The organism is Amycolatopsis pittospori (genome assembly GCF_013870525.1).
Classification (GTDB): domain Bacteria; phylum Actinomycetota; class Actinomycetes; order Mycobacteriales; family Pseudonocardiaceae; genus Amycolatopsis; species Amycolatopsis pittospori.
Genome location: NZ_JACBXD010000085.1, coordinates 14,406 through 32,452 on the forward strand (window position 1 = coordinate 14,406; position 18,047 = coordinate 32,452).

14 protein-coding genes and 1 pseudogene are annotated in these 18,047 nt (G+C 68.9%); 6 read left to right on the forward strand and 9 right to left on the reverse strand.

Annotated features, from left to right (window positions below; translation table 11 throughout):
- Positions 1 to 281 precede the first annotated feature (281 nt).
- From H5J31_RS32560 to H5J31_RS32580, 5 genes are all read right to left on the reverse strand, one after another.
- Positions 282 to 2,009, reverse strand: a complete 1,728-nt coding sequence (locus tag H5J31_RS32560) for an LpqB family beta-propeller domain-containing protein (protein WP_181776508.1) — start codon at positions 2,007 to 2,009, stop codon at positions 282 to 284.
- The gene (gene mtrB, locus H5J31_RS32565; protein ID WP_181776509.1) at positions 2,006 to 3,721 is read right to left on the reverse strand and encodes an MtrAB system histidine kinase MtrB; all 1,716 of its coding nucleotides are present in this window, start codon (positions 3,719 to 3,721) and stop codon (positions 2,006 to 2,008) included. Before mtrB ends, H5J31_RS32560 begins: the two co-directional genes overlap by 4 nt.
- Before the next feature lie 7 nt (positions 3,722 to 3,728).
- Positions 3,729 to 4,406: an MtrAB system response regulator MtrA gene (gene mtrA, locus H5J31_RS32570; RefSeq protein WP_007028977.1), complete on the reverse strand. Its 678-nt coding sequence runs from the start codon at positions 4,404 to 4,406 to the stop codon at positions 3,729 to 3,731.
- Positions 4,407 to 4,517: 111 nt separating this feature from the next.
- Positions 4,518 to 5,654 carry an NAD(P)/FAD-dependent oxidoreductase gene (locus tag H5J31_RS32575; protein WP_181776510.1) on the reverse strand — a complete coding sequence of 379 codons (1,137 nt, stop codon included), beginning with the start codon at positions 5,652 to 5,654 and terminating at the stop codon, positions 4,518 to 4,520.
- Complete coding sequence (locus H5J31_RS32580; RefSeq protein WP_181776511.1) at positions 5,651 to 5,968, reverse strand: bifunctional 3-phenylpropionate/cinnamic acid dioxygenase ferredoxin subunit; 318 nt, start codon at positions 5,966 to 5,968, stop codon at positions 5,651 to 5,653. Before H5J31_RS32580 ends, H5J31_RS32575 begins: the two co-directional genes overlap by 4 nt.
- Before the next feature lie 150 nt (positions 5,969 to 6,118).
- Here H5J31_RS32580 and H5J31_RS32585 point away from each other — a divergent pair, with 150 nt between their 5' ends.
- The 4 genes from H5J31_RS32585 (at position 6,119) to H5J31_RS32600 (ending at position 11,853) form a co-directional block, all read left to right on the forward strand.
- Complete coding sequence (locus H5J31_RS32585) at positions 6,119 to 6,904, forward strand: IclR family transcriptional regulator (protein WP_181776512.1); 786 nt, start codon at positions 6,119 to 6,121, stop codon at positions 6,902 to 6,904.
- 250 nt (positions 6,905 to 7,154) lie between these two features.
- On the forward strand, positions 7,155 to 9,584 hold the full coding sequence (locus H5J31_RS32590; protein ID WP_181776513.1) for a GcvT family protein: 2,430 nt from the start codon (positions 7,155 to 7,157) through the stop codon (positions 9,582 to 9,584).
- Positions 9,581 to 10,726, forward strand: coding sequence for an N-methyl-L-tryptophan oxidase (solA, locus tag H5J31_RS32595; RefSeq protein ID WP_181776514.1), 1,146 nt, complete (start codon positions 9,581 to 9,583; stop codon positions 10,724 to 10,726). The genes H5J31_RS32590 and solA overlap by 4 nt, the downstream gene beginning before the upstream one ends.
- The gene (locus H5J31_RS32600; protein ID WP_181776515.1) at positions 10,723 to 11,853 is read left to right on the forward strand and encodes an aromatic ring-hydroxylating oxygenase subunit alpha; all 1,131 of its coding nucleotides are present in this window, start codon (positions 10,723 to 10,725) and stop codon (positions 11,851 to 11,853) included. Before solA ends, H5J31_RS32600 begins: the two co-directional genes overlap by 4 nt.
- A 38-nt stretch (positions 11,854 to 11,891) precedes the next feature.
- Here H5J31_RS32600 and H5J31_RS32605 read toward each other — a convergent pair whose 3' ends face one another.
- The 3 genes from H5J31_RS32605 to H5J31_RS32615 form a co-directional block, all read right to left on the reverse strand.
- Positions 11,892 to 12,524 carry a dTMP kinase gene (locus H5J31_RS32605; RefSeq protein ID WP_181776519.1) on the reverse strand — a complete coding sequence of 211 codons (633 nt, stop codon included), beginning with the start codon at positions 12,522 to 12,524 and terminating at the stop codon, positions 11,892 to 11,894.
- 82 nt (positions 12,525 to 12,606) lie between these two features.
- On the reverse strand, positions 12,607 to 13,374 hold the full coding sequence (locus H5J31_RS32610; protein ID WP_181776516.1) for a hypothetical protein: 768 nt from the start codon (positions 13,372 to 13,374) through the stop codon (positions 12,607 to 12,609).
- Positions 13,371 to 13,958, reverse strand: coding sequence for a papain-like cysteine protease family protein (locus H5J31_RS32615; RefSeq protein WP_181776520.1), 588 nt, complete (start codon positions 13,956 to 13,958; stop codon positions 13,371 to 13,373). Before H5J31_RS32615 ends, H5J31_RS32610 begins: the two co-directional genes overlap by 4 nt.
- Positions 13,959 to 14,208: 250 nt before the next feature.
- Between H5J31_RS32615 and H5J31_RS32620 the strand changes: the two genes are divergently transcribed.
- The gene (locus H5J31_RS32620) at positions 14,209 to 15,243 is read left to right on the forward strand and encodes a hypothetical protein (RefSeq protein ID WP_181776517.1); all 1,035 of its coding nucleotides are present in this window, start codon (positions 14,209 to 14,211) and stop codon (positions 15,241 to 15,243) included.
- Positions 15,244 to 15,373: 130 nt separating this feature from the next.
- Here the strand turns inward: H5J31_RS32620 and ahcY are convergent, their stop codons facing one another.
- A complete protein-coding gene (gene ahcY, locus H5J31_RS32625; protein ID WP_181776518.1) occupies positions 15,374 to 16,888 on the reverse strand; it encodes an adenosylhomocysteinase in 1,515 nt (504 codons plus the stop codon).
- 140 nt (positions 16,889 to 17,028) lie between these two features.
- Here ahcY and H5J31_RS32630 point away from each other — a divergent pair.
- Positions 17,029 to 18,047, forward strand: a pseudogene (locus H5J31_RS32630) (hypothetical protein); the annotation flags it as partial.

Here is an 18,047-nt window from a genome sequence, read left to right on the forward strand (position 1 = left end):
CGGCGCCCCGATGTCCCTCACCGTGTCATGAGAGGTCCCCTTAGGACACTTTTCGTCCGAAGGGGACCTCTCATGACGCCAGTTTCGAAGAAGGCACCGGACTCCCTCGCCCCTCACCCGTACCGCAGCCGAGGAGAAGGGTCCAAGTCCGTGAAGGCCTCCTTGAGGGACCCAGAGTCCTTCAAGGAGGCCTTCACGGACTTGCGGCCACGGACTACAGGGCTAGCGGCGCTAGGAAAACTAGCGATACTAAAGGTCCCCTGCTCCCCTCGCTACCAAGCTCAGCCCGGATAGAAGGGGTCCGCGTCGGTCACGGTGTGCGCCTGCGGCCGCCAGACCTCGCCCAGCTCCGAGGCGACCCAGAGCCCGCCGGCGTCGGCGACCAGGTTCGGACTGCCCGGCGCCGCGGTGACGCCGTGCACCGGCGGGGTGAGGTTCGAGCTGTTGAAGGTGTCCATGCGCTGCCCGTCCAGCGGCACCTTGACCACCGGCAGCGAGGTCGACGACGTCGCGACGATCAGGTGGTCCTGCGTCGCCCAGTCGACGTCGACGACGTCCTTGAGGTCGCGTTCCTGCAGTTTCCGCGGCGAACGCAGCACCACGGAGTCCGCGGTCCGCACGATCGAGGCGATCACCAGCTGGCCGTTGACCACCGCCGCGAGCCGCGAGCCGTCCCGGGAAAGGCGCAGTTCGGTGATCTGGCCGAGTCCGGTGAGCGCGGTCGCGTCGACGGCGGCCTTGACCCAGCGGCCGTCGCCCGCCAGGGCGACCCGGGCGACCGTGTTGTGGTCGACGACCGTCCACACCTCGCCCGACATCCCGCCGCCGGCGGCGACCGGCCGCCAGGTCGGGCGGCTCAGGCTGCCGCCGAACAGGTCCACCGAGCCGAGATCGCGCCCCAGGTCGCCGACGCGCAGCCATTGCCTGCCGTCGCGTTCCTCGACGACGGCGAGCCGTTTGCCGTCGACGGACTGCGCGGCGCTGACGACCTTGTACCCGCCGTTGCCCGCCGGTCCCCCGACCGGCTGGCCGTCGGCGAGCGCCCGTACCCGCCCGTTCACGGTCATCAGGCCGGTCAGTTCGGAGCTCGGCGCGACGCCGACGTTGTACGCGGGCAGTTCGCTGGCGCGCCAGTATTCCTGGCCCGGCACCAACGCGGTGCCGTCGGCCAGGAGCCGGATCCGGCTCAGCGTCACCGTCTGCAGGGAAAGGACGATCTGCGCGGCGATGAGGTTCCGGTCGGCGAGGCTGATCCCGCCGACTTCGGACAAGGCGACGTCGAGTGTGCCGTCGTCGGTGCTGCGCACGTTGGTCTCGGTGGTGACCTGGTCGCCGAGCAGGTCCTTGACCGCGCCCTTCAGCCCTTCCGACGGCCCCTGCAGCACGAGGTCCATCACCCGGCCCGGCAGTCCCGACTGCGGTTTCGCCGCGACGTACCGGAGGTCGGGCACGAAGGCGCCGGAATCGGGCGAGTAGAAGCTGATCGGCACCCGGAAGTAGTTGACCGAGAAGTCCTCGTCGGTGATGGCGAGCTCCTGCGGCGGGTTCACGATCCGCCACTGGCCGTTCGGCTGCTTCCGCAGTTTGAGCTGCTGCGAGTACTCGTCCTTCTGCGGGATGAACGCACTGTCGGGGCTGAGCACGCCGAGTTTGAACCCGCGGACGTTCACGATCTGCTCGTCCGGGTCCGTCTGCGGCGTCGAGGTGTCGTAAACGGTGCCGAAGGTGTCGTCGATGATCGTCAACCCCGGCGACGGCTTCCAGGTGCGCCGGGCTTCGTCGTCGAGGTACACCCGCGCGTCGGCGTTCGCCGTACCCGGCACCGAGGACGCGCGTACGAACTGGCGCGCCACGGTCAGCGAGTCGATCCCGGCCTCGGGTTCGGGCACGTCCACCGGCGCCTGCGGGGGTTTGTCCCCGGGCACGACGGCGGGCTGCGTTTCGAGCGGGATGTTCGCGCAGCCCGCGACCAGCAGCAACACCGACAGCAGTAGCAGCAGCCGCTTCACCGGCCCACCTCCTCGGGCTCGGCGAGGATCGCGTCGGGCGCCGGCCGGACTTCGAGCAGCCCGGACGAGCCGTGCGTTTCGGTCCCCTTGTACTCGGGCGGCGGCAGGACCAGCGGGCTCTCACCCATCGGCGTGTCCTGCTCCCGAGGCAGCGCGAGCCGGAAACAGGCGCCGTGGCCGGTCTCGCCCCACGCGTCGAGCACGCCACCGTGCAGCCGTGCGTCCTCCTGGCTGATCGCGAGGCCGAGCCCGGTGCCGCCGGTCCGGCGGTTACGGGACGGGTCGGCGCGCCAGAACCGGTTGAACACCAATTCGGCCTCGCCGGGCCGGAGCCCGACGCCATGGTCGCGCACCGTGATGGCGACCGTGGTCTCGTTGACCGCCAGGGTCAGCACCACCGGCTTCCCTTCACTGTGGTCGACCGCGTTGGCCAGCAGATTGCGCAGGATCCGCTCGACACGGCGGGCGTCGACCTCGGCGGCCGCCTCCTCGTCGGGCAGCACCAGCTCGACCGAGCTGCCCGCGTTGCCGGCGATCACGCGGACCTGTTCGACGGCCCTGGTCGCGATCGGCCGGACGTCGATCAGCTCGGCGGACAGCTCTTCGACACCCGCGTCGAGCCTGCTGATCTCCAGCAGGTCTCCGAGCAGGGCTTCGAACCGGTCGAGCTCGTCGACCAGCAGTTCCGTGGAGCGGGCGAGCCCGGCCGGGAACTGCTCGCGCGACGCGTGCAGCACGTCGGCGGCCATCCGGACGGTGGTCAGCGGGGTACGCAGTTCGTGCGAGACGTCGGAGGTGAACCGTCTCTGGAGCCCGCCGAAGTCTTCGAGCTGGCGGATCTGCCGCTGGATGCTCGCGGCCATCTCGTTGTAGGACACGGCGAGTTTGGCCAGATCGTCCTCGCCGAGGACGGCGAGCCGCTGATCGAGATCGCCGCCGGCGAACTGTTCGGCCGCCGCGGCCGCCTGTCTGACCGGCCGGACGACCTGACGGGTGACCAGGTTCGTGATCCCGGCCAGCAGCAGAAGCAGCACGAGACCGCCGACGAGCAGCGTGTTCTGCACGGTCGAGACGGTGGTCTGCTCGCTGGTCAGCGGATACAGCAGATAAAGCTGAAGGGGGTTGATCATGGTGGTCACCGGGGCGCCGACGATGAGATACGTCGTCTTGCCGCCGTCCGGTTCGGTGACCGTGTGGATCAGGTGGCTGAGCTGTTCGGTCTCCACGAACTGGCGCAGGCGCACCGGCACCTTTTCATAGGGACCGGAATGCACCGGTTCCCTCGCCTGGTCGCGGCCGCCCGCGGCCAGCACCGGTTCGAAGGTTCCCGCGGCCGACCCCGCGCCGTCCTGCGACGTGCTCGCGCTCGCGATCTTCTTCAGCGCGTTGGCGAACCGCGCGCTCATCGCCTCGGAGGTCTCCGCGCCGACGCCGACCAGTTCACCGGCCGCGGTCTCGACGACCGCCTTGGTCTGCGCGATCGCCGCGCTCTGCTTGGTCTCGACCAGCCGTTCGGTGATCTGGTTCTGCAGCACCATGCCCAGCACGAACACCACGGCCGAAGACAGCGCGAGGGTGGACACGGTGACGCGGAACTGCAGCGAATGCCGCCACAGCTCGTTGAACGAGACCGCCTTACGGCGCACGAAAACCACGACGCGCCGGATTTGGCGCGCCGTGGCTCGGGCGAACGAAAATAAGCGTCCTCTCATGGGGTGATCACGGCGGGCCGGCCTTGTACCCGACACCGCGAACGGTCAACACCACCTCGGGGTGTTCCGGGTCCCTCTCGACCTTCGACCGCAGACGCTGGACGTGCACGTTCACCAGGCGGGTGTCGGCGGCGTGGCGGTAACCCCACACCTGTTCGAGCAGCACCTCGCGGGTGAACACCTGCCGCGGCTTGCGGGCGAGCGCGACCAGCAGGTCGAACTCGAGCGGGGTCAGCGGGATGGCCTTGCCCTCGCGCGTCACCTCGTGGCCGGGGACGTCGATCGCCAGGTCGCCGATCGTCAGCGATTCGGCGGGCTCGGCCTCGGTGCGGCGCATCCGGGCACGGACGCGGGCCACGAGTTCCTTCGGCTTGAACGGCTTGACCACATAGTCGTCCGCACCCGACTCGAGCCCGAGGACGATGTCGACGGTGTCGCTCTTGGCGGTGAGCATCACGATCGGCACGCCGGATTCGGCCCGGATCGCCTTGCAGACGTCGATGCCGTTCATCCCGGGCAGCATGAGGTCGAGGAGGACCAAGTCCGGTTTCAGCTCACGTAGCGCGGGCAGCGCCCGAGAGCCGTCGGCTACGACGGCTGTGTCGAACCCCTCCCCACGCAGCACGATGGTGAGCATCTCCGCGAGAGCAGGGTCGTCATCGACGACCAGAACGCGTGCCTTCATAAACCTATGTTCGCACTAGTTTCCTCGCGCGGGCGCGCGACCCGGCGATGTGACCACCAGAAAGATCATCGAATCGGGCAAATTGCTCCATCCGAGTAGGGCCGTCGTCCTCTAGAGGGACCGCCGGAGCCTGGTGAAGGGGCGCGGTGAGTCCATGGCGAACACCCCGGTCAGGGCGTCATCGCGATGATAGGTCGCGACGAAACGCTTCGAAGCGACATCGCCTTCGACGATCCGCACGTCTTCCGTGGCCACTCCGGCGAACTGGATCCGGCGCCCGTACTGATCGGACCAAAAGTAACCGTGTCGTGCGAAATGCGTGACGGTCGAACCGGCGAGGAGGTTCGCGACCGCGACACCGGCCTGTTCGTTCGCGGCCGTCCAGTGTTCGGCGCGGATCCGCCTGCCGCGCAGACGGCAGCGGTACCGCGCGACGTCACCCACCGCGATCACTCGGGGATTCGCTGTGACACAGCCGGAATCGACGAGGACCCCGTCGTCGACGGCGAGTCCGGAGCCGGTGAGCCATTCGGTGACCGGTCGCGCGCCCACTCCGGCGACGACCAGATCCGCCGGGATCTCACGACCGTCCGCGAGTTTCACGGAGGTGACGCGATCGGTGCCACCGAAGCCGGCGACGGCGACTCCGGTCATCAACCGGACGTCGCTTTCGGCGTGCAGTCCACCGCAGACCGCGCCCATTTCCGGGCCGACGACGGATGCGAGCGGCACGGGCATCGCCTCGATCACGGTCACTTCGTGGCCGAGCAGGCGGCAGGCGGACGCGACCTCCGCGCCGATGAAACCGGCGCCGATGACGACCACCGATCCGGGACCGGCGGCGAGATCCCGTTTCAGGGCGATGGCGTCGTCGAGTGTCCGCAGGGTGTGGACACCCTTCAGATCCCTTGCCGCGCCCAAGGTTCTGGCCACCGCGCCGGTCGCGATCACGTAGCCGTCGGCGACGATCGTGGTGCCGTCTTCGAGCGTCACGCCGTCGCCGGTGAGCCCTTCCGCACGGATGCCGATTCGCCATTCGGCGTCCAGCGCGTCGAGGTCCGGCTGATCCGCCAGCGCGAGATCGGCCGTGGAAACCTTGCCCAGCAAGAAATCCTTCGACAACGGCGGACGGTCGTACGGCGGTTCCGCACCGATCATCACCAGCCGTCCGCCGAAACCCTGAGCACGCAGCTCCTGCGCCGAACGGAGTCCGGCGAGCGACGTCCCGACGACGGCGACGGTTCTCAAGCCACTTCCTGTCGTGCCTCGATGTCCACATAGATCACACCGTCGGCCACGACGACCGGATAGGTACGGACGGCGTTCTTCGCGGGCAGGCAGTTCGGGGCTCCGGTCCGCAGGTCGAACCGCGCGGCGTGCAGCGGGCATTCGACGAAGCAGCCCTCGATCCAGCCGTCGGCGAGCGACGCGTCCTGGTGGCTGCAGGTGTCGTCCAGGGCGTAGTACCCGCCCTCGGCGTGGAAGACCGAGACGGGCACCGGCGCTTCGAGGCGGAGGGCTTCGCCTTCGGGCAGGTCGGAGACGGAACAGGCACGGATCATCGGGGCCTCCGGGGAAAGGACCAGACGGTTGATGTTGCGTATTACGAGACGGAACGTGCTCTGCGCAACAATCACCCCCGAGGGTGCCGTGCGTCAAGGGATTCGCCCACTCAGCCGAGCGGATCCGGGCGAAACGGCTACTGTTGCGTCATGCGGAACCAGGACCCGGGGAACGCAACACCCAGTCAGGTGCAGTCGGTCGACCGCGCGATCAGCGTGCTGGAACTGCTGGCGCGCAACGGGGAAACGGGGATCACCGACATCGCCGCCGAGCTCGGTGTGCACAAGTCGACGGCGTCACGCCTGCTGAGCGTCCTGGAGAACCGCGGTCTGGTGGAGCAGCTCGGCGAACGCGGCAAATACGCGATCGGCTTCGGCGTCGTCCGGCTCGCCGGCGCCGCCACCGGCCGCATGGACCTGGCGAAACTGGGCAGGCAGACGTGCCAGGGCCTGGCCGAGACACTCGGCGAGACGGTCAACATCGCGATCGCCGACGACGGCGTCGCGATCAACATCAGCCAGGCCCGCGGTTCGGCCGCGATCAGCACGCAGAACTGGACCGGCCAGCGCACGCCGCTGCACGCGACCTCCAGCGGGAAGATCTTGCTCGCGTACATGAACGACGTCGAGCGCAAACGCTTGCTCCGGCGGAAACTCGAACAGTTCACCCCGCGGACCACGATCGACCCGGACGAACTGACCGTCGAGCTGGACCGCGTCGTCGAGGACGGGTACGCGGCCTGTTTCGAGGAGCTCGAACTGGGGATGCACGCCGTCGCGGTGCCGGTGCTCGGCCCCGGCGGCGAGGTCGTCGCGGCGATGAGCGCGTCCGGGCCGTCGTACCGGCTCTCGAAGCAGCGCGTGCGGCAGATCGTCCGGCCGCTGGCCGACGCCTCCGCGGACCTCTCGTCCCAGCTGGGGTACTTCGCGGAGTGACGTGAGCGGCCCTGTCACGGCCGTACCAAGCGCTATGAACGGCCCGTTCCTTGCGAAATTTGCAAGTAACGGGCCGTTCATAGCGCGCGCCAGTTGAAGAGGGCGACCTTTTCGGTCTCTTGACAGCGCGCCGCACGTGCCGCACTTTGTTGCTGAAGACGGAACAACGTGCCCCATCCGCAACAGCGCCTGTCACCCCGATGCCCTCGTGTCCTTTGTGGACCCAGGGCGGACAGGAGGTTCCCTCGCCATGGCCCCCAGACCCCGCGTGGTCGTGATCGGCGCCGGCATCGTCGGCTGCGCGATCGCCGACGAACTGACCGAACGCGGCTGGACCGACCTCACCGTGCTGGAGCAGGGCGACCTGTTCACCACCGGCGGGTCCAGTTCGCACGCCCCCGGCCTGGTCTTCCAGACCAACGGCTGCCGCACGATGACCGGGTTCGCCCGGTACACCGTCGCCAAATACGGCTCGCTCGACCTCGACGGGCAGCAATGCTTCCAGCCCGTCGGAGGGTTGGAGGTGGCCACGACTCCCGAGCGGCTGGCCGACCTCCGCCGCCGTCATGGCTGGGCGACCGCGTCGGGTGTCGAAAGCAGGCTGATCGAGCCGGACGAATGCGCCGCGCTGCACCCGATGCTCGATCCGGCCAAGGTGCTCGGCGGGTTCCACATCCCTTCCGACGGCCTGGCCAGACCGCTGGCGGCGGCCGAGGCGCAGGCCCGCCGCGCGATCGGCCGCGGCGCGAAGTTCCTCGCGCACCAGAAGGTCGTCGGCGTCGAGAGCGCGGGAGGGCGGGTCACCGGTGTCACCACCGAGACCGGGACCTTCCGCGCGGACATCGTGCTCTCGTGCGCCGGCATGTGGGGTCCTCTCCTCGGCGAACTGGTCGGCCTCGCGATCCCGCTGGTCCCGATGGCGCATCAGTACGCGCGGACCACTCCCCTCCCGGGACCGGCCGAAAAGACGACCCGGCCGATCCTCCGCCACCAGGACGCCGACCTCTACTTCCGCGAGCACGGCGACCGGATCGGCATCGGCGCCTACGGGCACCGGCCGATGCCGTTGCCCGCCGAGGAGATCGGCACCGGTGAGGGGATGCCGTCCGAACTCGCGTTCACCCCCGCGGACTTCGAGGACTCCTGGGCCGCCGCCGTCGACCTGCTGCCGTCGCTGGGCGAGGCCAAGGTCGAAGAGGGCATCAACGGTCTCTTCTCATTCACCCCGGACGGGATGCCGCTGCTGGGCGAGCATCCGGACCTCGACGGGTTCTGGGTCGCCGAAGCCGTCTGGATCACCCACTCGGCCGGCGTCGCGCGGACGATGGCGCGGTGGCTGGTCGACGGCCAGCCGGACGCGGACCTGCACGGCTGTGACCTCGCCCGGTTCGAGAAGGTGCAACTGGCTCCGGACTACGTGATGGCGCGCAGTTGCCAGAGCTTCGTCGAGGTGTACGACGTCGTCCATCCCTTGCAGCCCATGGAGGAGCCGCGGCCGCTGCGGACCAGCCCGTTCTACGAGCGGCAGGCCGGACTCGGCGCGTTCTTCCTCGAAGCGGGCGGCTGGGAGCGTCCGCACTGGTACGAGGCGAACGCGAACCTGCCCGAGGTGGAGACCATCCCCGCCCGCAACGACTGGGCGGCGCGGTACTGGTCCCCGATCGGAGGTGCCGAAGCGCTGGTCGCGCGGCAACGGGTCGCGATGTTCGACATGACGTCGCTGAAACGCGTGGAGGTCACCGGCCCCGGCGCGCTGCCGTTCCTGCAGACCATGACCACGAACCAGCTCGACAAGAAACCGGGTTCCGTCACCTACACCCTGCTGCTCGACGAGGACGGCGGCGTGCGCAGCGACCTGACCGTGGCCCGGCTCGGCGCCGAACGGTTCCAGGTCGGCGTCAACGGCGCCATCGACGTCGACTGGCTGCGCAGGCATCTGCCCCGCGACGGCGCCGCGCAGATCCACGAGACCACGCCGGGAACCTGCTGTATCGGCCTGTGGGGGCCGCTCGCCAGGGCCGTCCTGCAGCCACTGTCCACAACGGACTTCTCCCATAGGGCGATGGGCTACTTCAAGACGAAGCAGGCCTACATCGGACAGGTCCCGGTCACCGCGATGCGACTGTCCTATGTGGGCGAACTCGGCTGGGAGCTGTACACGAGCGCCGACCTCGGCCGGAAGCTGTGGGACACGCTCTGGGAGGCCGGGCAGGCGCACGGCGTCATCGCCGCCGGCCGGGACGCCTTCTCCAGTATGCGGCTGGAAAAGGGCTACCGGCTGTGGGGCACGGACGTCACCGCGGAGCACGACCCCTACGAGGCCAGCCTCGGCTTCGCCGTCCGGATGGACAAGGGCTACTTCATCGGCCGGGACGCGCTGGCAGGCCGTTCGGAGGACACCGTCACCAGGAAGCTGACGTGTCTCACCATCGACGATCCGTACTCCGTGGTGCTAGGCAAGGAACCGGTGTACGCCGGCGGACGTCCGGTGGGCTACGTCACCAGTGCCGCGTACGGCTACACGGTCGGCAAGAACATCGCGTACGCCTGGCTTCCGGCGGAGGTGTCGGTGCCGGGCAGGCCGCTGGAGATCGAGTACTTCGGCGAGCGGATCCCCGCCGTCGTGGCCCGCGAACCGCTGTTCGACGCCGACATGACCCGGATCAGGAGTGCCGCATGAGCCACTACGACGTCATCGTCATCGGTCTCGGCGGGATGGGCAGCGCGGCCGCGTACCGGCTCGCCCGGCGGGGACAGCGCGTGCTCGGCATCGACCAGTTCGCTCCGGTGCACAACCTCGGGTCCAGCCACGGCGGCTCGCGGGTCACGCGGCAGTCGTACTTCGAGGACCCCGCGTATGTGCCGCTCCTGCTGCGGGCGCACGAACTGTGGGACGGGATCGAACGCGACTCCGGGCGGAAGATCTTCACCCGGTGCGGCGGGATCATGCTCGGCACGCCGGACTCGCGGACGGTGTCGGGCAGCCTGCTGAGCGCCCGGGAATGGGATCTGCCGCACGAACTGCTGGACGCGCCGGAGATCCGCCGCCGCTTCCCGACGATGAACCCGGACGACGACGAAATCGCACTGTACGAGGAGAACGCCGGCTTCGTCGTGCCGGAAGGAAGTGTGGCGGCGCATCTGCAACTCGCCGCGCGGGCCGGGGCGGAACTGCGTCACGAGGAGAAAGTCCTTTCGTGGCAGCAGACGTCCACTGGTGTCCGGGTCGGGACGTCGCAGAACTTCTACACGGCGGGACGACTGGTGATCTGCCCCGGCGCCTGGGCACCGGCGCTGCTCGCCGAACTCGGCATCGAGTTCACCATCGAACGCCAGGTCCAGTACTGGTTCGCGCCGTCGGGCGGGGCGGAACCCTTCCACGCCGAACGGCATCCGATCTACGTCTGGGAAGGCGAGAACGGCCGCCAGTTCTACGGTTTCCCCTCACACGACGACGCCGGGAGCGTGAAGGTCGCCTTCTTCCGCGGCGGCGAGACGTGCACGCCGGAGACCATCGACCGGACGGTGCACGCCGAAGAGATCGACGAGATGTCGGAGTTCGTCGGCCGGAAGATGCCGGCGCTGCCCGGCGGGTTCCTGCGCGCGGCCACCTGTATGTACACGAACACCCCCGACGAGCATTTCGTCATCGCCCGCCATCCGGCGTACGAACGCGTCGTCGTCGCCTGCGGTTTCTCCGGGCACGGCTTCAAATTCGTACCGGTGGTCGGCGAGGTGCTCGCCGACCTGGTGGTGGACGGCGCCACCGCGCATCCGATCGCCCTGTTCGACCCCGCCCGGCTGACGGGAGTGCCGAGTTGACCCGGACCGAGCGGCCGCCGACGACGTCGAGCCTGATCCCGACGCTCGGCGGCCGGTACTACACCGACCCCGGGATCTTCGCGGCCGAACAGGAGAAACTCTTCGAGCGGATGTGGTTCTGCGCCGTCCGTTCGGCGGATCTGCCGTCCGCGGGCGACTACCGGACCGTCCGAATCGGACGGGAGAGCGTGATCGTCAGCCGAGGACGCGACGGCGGGCTGCGCGCGTTCCTGAACATCTGCCGTCACCGCGGCGCGCGGGTGTGCCCCGAGGAATCCGGGACGGTGAAACGCGCGTTCCAGTGTTCGTACCACGCGTGGACCTACGGACTCGACGGGAAGCTGATCGCGGCACCGAATCTGGCGAATCTGCCGGACATCGACCGCACCGCGTACGGGCTGCACACCGTGCACCTGCGGGAATGGCTGGGTTACGCGTGGGTCTGCCTCGCCGAGGACCCGCCGTCGTTCGAGACCGACGTCGAAGGCGCGGTGCGGGAACGGCTCGGCGACCTCGAGTCGATAAAGCGGTACGGACTCGACGGGCTTTCGGTCGGGCGCCGGATCACCTACGACGTCAAGGCGAACTGGAAGCTGATCGTCGAGAACTTCATGGAGTGCTACCACTGCGCGACGATCCATCCCGAGCTGACCGAGGTGCTGCCGGAGTTCGCCGACGGCTACGCGGCGCAGTACTACGTCGGGCACGGCGCCGAGTTCGGCGAGGGCGTCGACGGGTTCACGACCGACGGCGGTTCGGGCTTCGAACGGCTGGACGGCGTCGCGAGCGAACAGGACAGGCGGTACTACGCGATCACCATCCGGCCGCAGGTGTTCGTGAACCTGGTGCCGGACCACGTGATCTTCCACCGGATGTACCCGCTGGCGCCGGACCGCACGGTCGTCGAATGCGATTGGCTGTATTCGGCCGAGGTCGTGACGTCGGGCCGGGACGTGTCGCGCTCGGTCGAGTTGTTCCACCGCGTCAACGAGCAGGACTTCGACGCCTGCGAACGCTGCCAGCCCGCGATGGCGTCCCGCGCCTACGCCGGCGGCGGCGTGCTCATGCCGACCGAACACCACATCGGCGAGTTCCACGACTGGCTACTCGCGCGTTTAGAGGACTGAATGCGGTACTTGCACGCGCAACGACCGCATTCAGAGGACTAAGTGCGGAGAAGTTCGGTAGCCAGAGCAGCGGCATCGACACCGGCGACGCCGTCGAGGACGTGCCAAGGGGCGAGCCAGCCCGTCGCGGCGAGCTCGTCGTAGACCACCGAGCACCGCTTCTGGAGCGCGTCGTCGGTCTCGAAGGAGTCCCGTGCGCGGTCGGCGTCGTTCTCCGCGCGGCGCTGGGCGCGTTCGGCGGCGACGTCGGCGGTGACCCGAAGTAGCAGATGCGCGGCGGGAACCGGCAGACCGAACCGGTCGATCTCCAGTTCCCGGAGCCACCGCACGAACTCGCCGTCCGCGCCCTGGTGCAGCCGGGCGGCGCCGTACGCGGCGTTCGACGCGACGTACCTGTCGAGCAGCACGACGTCGTGATCGGTGAGGCGGGCTCGGATCTCGTCGGCCGCTCCCCGGCGGTCGAGCGCGTAGAGCATCGCCATGCCGTAGACGGAATCGGCGAGATCGCCGTGCCCGCGGTGCAGTGCTTCCTTCACGAGGTCGGCGTGCACGCTTTCGCCGTAACGCGGGAACGCGATGGACGTGACGCTCGCCCCGGCGGCGTTCAACGCGCCGGTCAACGCGTCGGCGAGCGTGCGCTTGCCGGCGCCGTCCAAACCTTCGATCACCACGAGTCGTCCCACGCGCCCAGATTAGGCGGGTTGGTCGACCGGCGGGCCAGACGGGTCAGCTCACGTCCGGCCCACCGGTCCGCTAGGGGATGCGCCGCTTCGAATGCAGGAAGAAGCCGGCGATACCGATGAGGAGCAAACCGCCGAAGATCAGCAGCGGGACGAAGCCGGTGTCCTGCGCGTCGGGCGCGGGGCCGCCGTCGCCGCGAGGCATCACCTGGGCGTTGTAGCCGCCGGCCTTGCCTTCTTGGGCGTAGGGCGAGCCGGCGAGCATCGCGCCGTACCGGCCGGAGACCTCTTTCTGGTACTCCGCGAGAGTGGCCGAAGCACCGGCCGCGAAACCACTGGCGCCCGAGTCGAGCAGGGTCACCCGCCCGTCCCGCAGCGCGTACCAGGCGTCCACCTGGGGTTCGTGGAGCAGCGTCGCGCCGACGGGCAGCCGCCGGGCCAGCTCGCTCTCCCGGTCACCGGACGCGATGTTGCCGACGCGCCAGGCGCCGTCGTCACCGCGAACCGACCAGACGGTCGCGCTCTGACCGTCGGAGGCGGTCACCGGGACCGCGACGTAGGCGAGTTGCCCGGCGACCGCTCCGTCCCCTGCGACGAAATCCCTCGAAAGCTCGTAAACCGGGAAGGATTCGTCCACGACGCTGACGGACGGCGCTTGGCGCGAACCACCCGTCTGTGTGAAGAAGCGGCCGAGTTCGGCACGCAGCGTGGGGTCCTTGGCAGCCGCCTTCGCGGCCGCGAGGTCTTCGTTCGACAGCTGATCCGCGCGCGCTCCGGGCGCCGACATCAGCAGGGTGATCGCCACCAGCCCGGCGAGGCCGAGGATCCGCCGCGCGCTCATCGCCGGATCCCGGTGAGCGTGTCGGTCCAGGTGAAGGACCGGTTGCCGGCGTAGAAGTCGTAGGTCGACCAGTTGTAGCGGTTACCGGTGGGCAGTGGATCCCCCCACGAGACCCACTTCCGGCCGGCGTCGCCGATATCGGAGCCGTAGAGCACGTGCATGTGGCCGCCGCCCGACGCCCAGCCGACCCGCGTCTGCACCGGACGACCGGAACCGGCCTGCGCCTGAACGGCCGAGAACGCGATGCGCCCCTTGACGTGATTCCCCGGGGCCGAGAAGCCGAGCTTGCCGAAGGCGCGCCTGACGTCGCCCAGGGTGCCGGGCCGGTCGGCGCAGTCCCGGCGTCGCTCGCCGTGGGCGATCCGGCAGAATTCGTTCTGGCCGACGGTCACACCGTGGTGTGCCGCGATGGTGTTCCCGGAAGCCACCCAGCACCACTGGGACTTCTCCTGCACCTGCATGGCGATGGGGTCGACGGAATTCCGGTGGGCCTGCGGCTGGGGCAGCGCGCTCGCCGGGGTCTGGATCGCCAGCCACGCCGCGAGACTCGCGGCGCCGGCGGCGCAAACCCTCCTCGAGAACACAGGCACGACGGGCCTCCTGGTCACCATGGCGAACCAATGTGGTCACAACGGTGAACAGAAGGTTCACGCAGAGCAAGATGGGCACTCGGCGGAACGGACCGTTCCGGGGCGTTTCCACACCCCGGAACGGTCACTCTTCCGGGGTCAACCACCCCGAACGGGGGACGTAGTGTTCACAGTGCGCTGCTACCGTGAACGTTCCGCGGCGTTCACGCTCAGCGCACACACTGGTCTGGTGAAAGGACGAGCGGTGACACGAGACGGCGCTGATGCGCTCTCGGCGGGAAAGCTCGCCTCGAGCGAGGACACCCCGGCGATCATCGACGGCACGCGCCGCCAACCGCTCGAAACGCTGCCCAAGGAGCTCGTCGAGGCCCTTCGCAGCGGCGAGTTCCACCACGCGTTGCGCCAAGCGATCGCTTACCGCGGCCTCTCGCTGGCGCGGCTCCGCGCTCACCTCGGCCTGCGCGGAGTCCAAATTGGACAATCGACGCTGAGCTACTGGCAGCGCGGATTGCGCCAGCCGGAGGTACCCAAGGCGCTTCCGGCCGTCCGCGCGCTGGAATCGGTACTGCAGCTGCCCGCGGACGCGCTCGTGGTGCTGATCGGACCGCGGACGGCGCGGACGCGCGGGCACCAGATGGCCGCGTCGTTCCACGACATCCGCTCCGGCGACATGGGTTCGATCGTCGACCAGCTGCTGGCGGAACTGGGCGCCTATCCGTCGTCCAACCGCTACAACGCCGACCTCGAAATGCTCGCGGTGCACGACACGATCACCTTCGACGCCCAGCATCGGCAGGTCGCCCTGCACACCCGGCTGGTGTGCCGGGCGCGGCGGCACGGCCCGGACCGGTACGTCACCGTCTACAACGGCGACCCCGGCTGCGACATCGGCGACGTCGAGCTGATCACCGCCGAGGGCTGCCGCGTCGGGCGCATCCGGCGCAACGCCGGGGCCGAGACGATGGCCACCGAACTGCTCTTCGACCGGAAACTCGCCGAGGGCGAGATCCACGTGTTCTGCTTCGAGGTCCGCGACGCTTCCGGCGCCGTGTCGCCCGGCTACTTCCGGATGCTGCGGGACCAATGCGCGAGTTACCTGGTGCAGCTGCAATTCGCGCTCGGTGAACTACCCGCCCGCTGCACCCGGCAGTTCCGGACCCGCGACGACGCGATACCCGTCGAGTCCGAAGAACTGCCGTGCGACATGGGGGGCGTGACGAGCGGCTACTTCAGCGACGCCGGGCCGGGGCTGGCCGGCATCGAGGTCGAGTGGCGCTAGGCGCGACGTGCCGTCCGCCTGATCACGCGTGCCGTCCACCGGATCACAAGTCCGTGAAGGCCTCCTTCCCTACCCTGACAGTAGGGAAGGAGGCCTTCACGGACTTCCAAGGGAAAAAACGCCTCAGCGCTCAGTACCGGTAGTGGTCCGTCTTGAAGGGACCTTCGACGTCCACGTCGATGTACTCCGCCTGCTCCTTGGTCAGCTTCGTGAGCTCACCGCCGAGCGCGTCGAGGTGGATCTTCGCGACCTTCTCGTCGAGCTTCTTCGGAAGGCGGAAGACCTCCTTGTCGTACTCCTCGTGCTTGGTGAACAGCTCGATCTGGGCGATCACCTGGTTCGAGAAGCTGTTCGACATCACGAACGACGGGTGCCCGGTGGCGTTGCCCAGGTTCAGCAGGCGGCCCTCGGACAGCACGATGATGCTCTTGCCATCAGGGCTCTGCTCATCCCCGGGGGCGGCCCCCGGACCCCCGGCAGGGAAGACCCACTCGTCGACCTGCGGCTTGATGTTGATCCGCCGGATGCCCGGGTAGCGCTGGAGACCCGCCATGTCGAGCTCGTTGTCGAAGTGGCCGATGTTGCCCAGGATCGCCTGGTGCTTCATCCGCGCCATGTGCTCGACGAGCACGACGTCCTTGTTGCCGGTGGTCGTGATGATGATGTCGGCCTCGCCGAGGACGTTCTCCAGCTTCTTGACCTGGTAGCCGTCCATCGCCGCCTGCAGCGCGCAGATCGGGTCGATCTCGGTGACGATCACCCGCGCGCCCTGGCCGCGCAGCGATTCCGCGGCGCCCTTGCCGACGTCGCCGTAGCCACAGACGACCGCGACCTTGCCGCCGATGAGGACGTCGGTGCCGCGGTTGATGCCGTCGATCAGCGAATGCCGGATGCCGTAGCGGTTGTCGAACTTCGACTTGGTGACCGCGTCGTTGACGTTGATCGCCGGGAACAGCAGCTCACCGGCGGCGGCGAGCTGGTAGAGCCGCAGCACGCCGGTGGTGGTCTCCTCGGTGACACCTCGGATGCCCTCGCCGATCTTGGTCCACTTGCCGGTGTCCGCCGCGACCGAAGCGCTCAGGAGTTCGAGGAACACGCGGAACTCGTCCGAGGTGTTCTCGTCCGGCGAAGGTACGACACCGGACTTCTCGTACTCGGTGCCCTTGTGCACCAGCATGGTGGCGTCGCCGCCGTCGTCGAGGATCATGTTCGGACCCTCACCGTCCCAGGTGAGCATCCGCTCGGTGCACCACCAGTACTCCTCCAGCGACTCGCCCTTCCAGGCGAACACCGGCACGCCCTTGGGCTCCTCGGTGGTCCCGTGCGGGCCGACGACGATCGCCGCGGCGGCGTGGTCCTGGGTGGAGAAGATGTTGCAGGAGGCCCAGCGCACCTCGGCACCCAGTGCGACGAGGGTTTCGATCAGCACCGCGGTCTGTACCGTCATGTGCAGCGAGCCCGAGACCCGGGCTCCCCGCAAGGGATAAACCTCGGCGTACTCGCGGCGCAGCGCCATCAGGCCAGGCATCTCGTGCTCGGCGAGGCGGATCTCCTTGCGGCCGAACTCGGCGGCCTCGAGATCGGCGACGGCGAACTCGATGCCGTTGCGGGTGTCGTGCCGCTTGGCAACGCTTTCGGGGGTCATATGCGCGCTTCCTCCAAGGTTGGATGACAACGGAACAGTACCGTTGTCGGCTCAAAGCCCACTGAAACGGTTTGGAGGCCTTCGCCGTGGTCATGCCGGGTCCCGATACCCGCGTCGTCGAAATACGCGTACCCGGGTTAGTGGGCACGAGCGGTGAAAGCCTGCTGGATTCGACGTCGGTCGTCGACGTCGCGGGCGACGGGATCGGCAGGCTGATCCGGCCGTCGGACCGGCTGCGCCGTCCCGCTCCGGGTCCGGTGCTGCCCGCGCTCGGCCGTTCGATCCCGCGCATCCTCGAAGGCTACCTATGGAGCGGGATGACCTCCGGGGGCGCCGCGAAGGCGACCTGGGCGCTGCTGTTCCCGTTCTCGCTGGCGAACGTCGCGCACTGGATGCTGCCGCCGGTGCCGGAGGGCAAACGGTTCGCGAGGGTGCTCGGCACCGTCTGCCGCGGCCTGCTCCGGGTCGCCTCGCTGCTGCTGACGATGCTGCTCATCAGTCAGCTCGCGGTGGTCTCGCTCGACCTCTTCGCCGCGCAGTGCCTCGCGCCCGGATCGTCCTGCCTGTCCGGCGCGCCCTCGTTCCTCCGTGATTTCGCGCCGCTGCGGACGGCGATCGGGGTGGTGCCGCTGCTGGCGCTGATCTTCGTCCTCGACCGGATCCCGTCGTCGGACTGGCGATCGCGGAACCGGCTGCACCGCGCGCACAGTTCGGCCCCGCTGCAACCACAGGACATGCCGCGGACGCCGGGTCTGCGCACGCTGCACACCGTCGCCGCGTTGACCTGTGTCGCGCTTCCCTTGCTCGGCGGCCCTTTCCGGATGCCGACGAGGACCTTCGATCTCGTCGTGTGGATCTGCGCGCTCGCGCTCGTCCTCGCCGCGCTGGTGGCTTCGACGGTCGGTTTCTCGGCCGGGCCGGTGATCCGCGGCGGGGTGATCGCGCTGGCGGTCGCGCTCGTCGGGATCGCCGTCGTCCGCCGGACGCCCCTGCCCGCGGGACTGCCGGGCGGTGGTCTCGGCGGTGCCGACGGGACCGTCGAAGCGCTCGGTGCGGCGATGGTCGCGGTGACCGTGCTGTTCGCGCTCGTGCTCATCCCGGCGGCGTTGCTGGGCCGCTCGACGTGGAAGCATCTGCCGCAACGGCTGCGGCCCTGGCT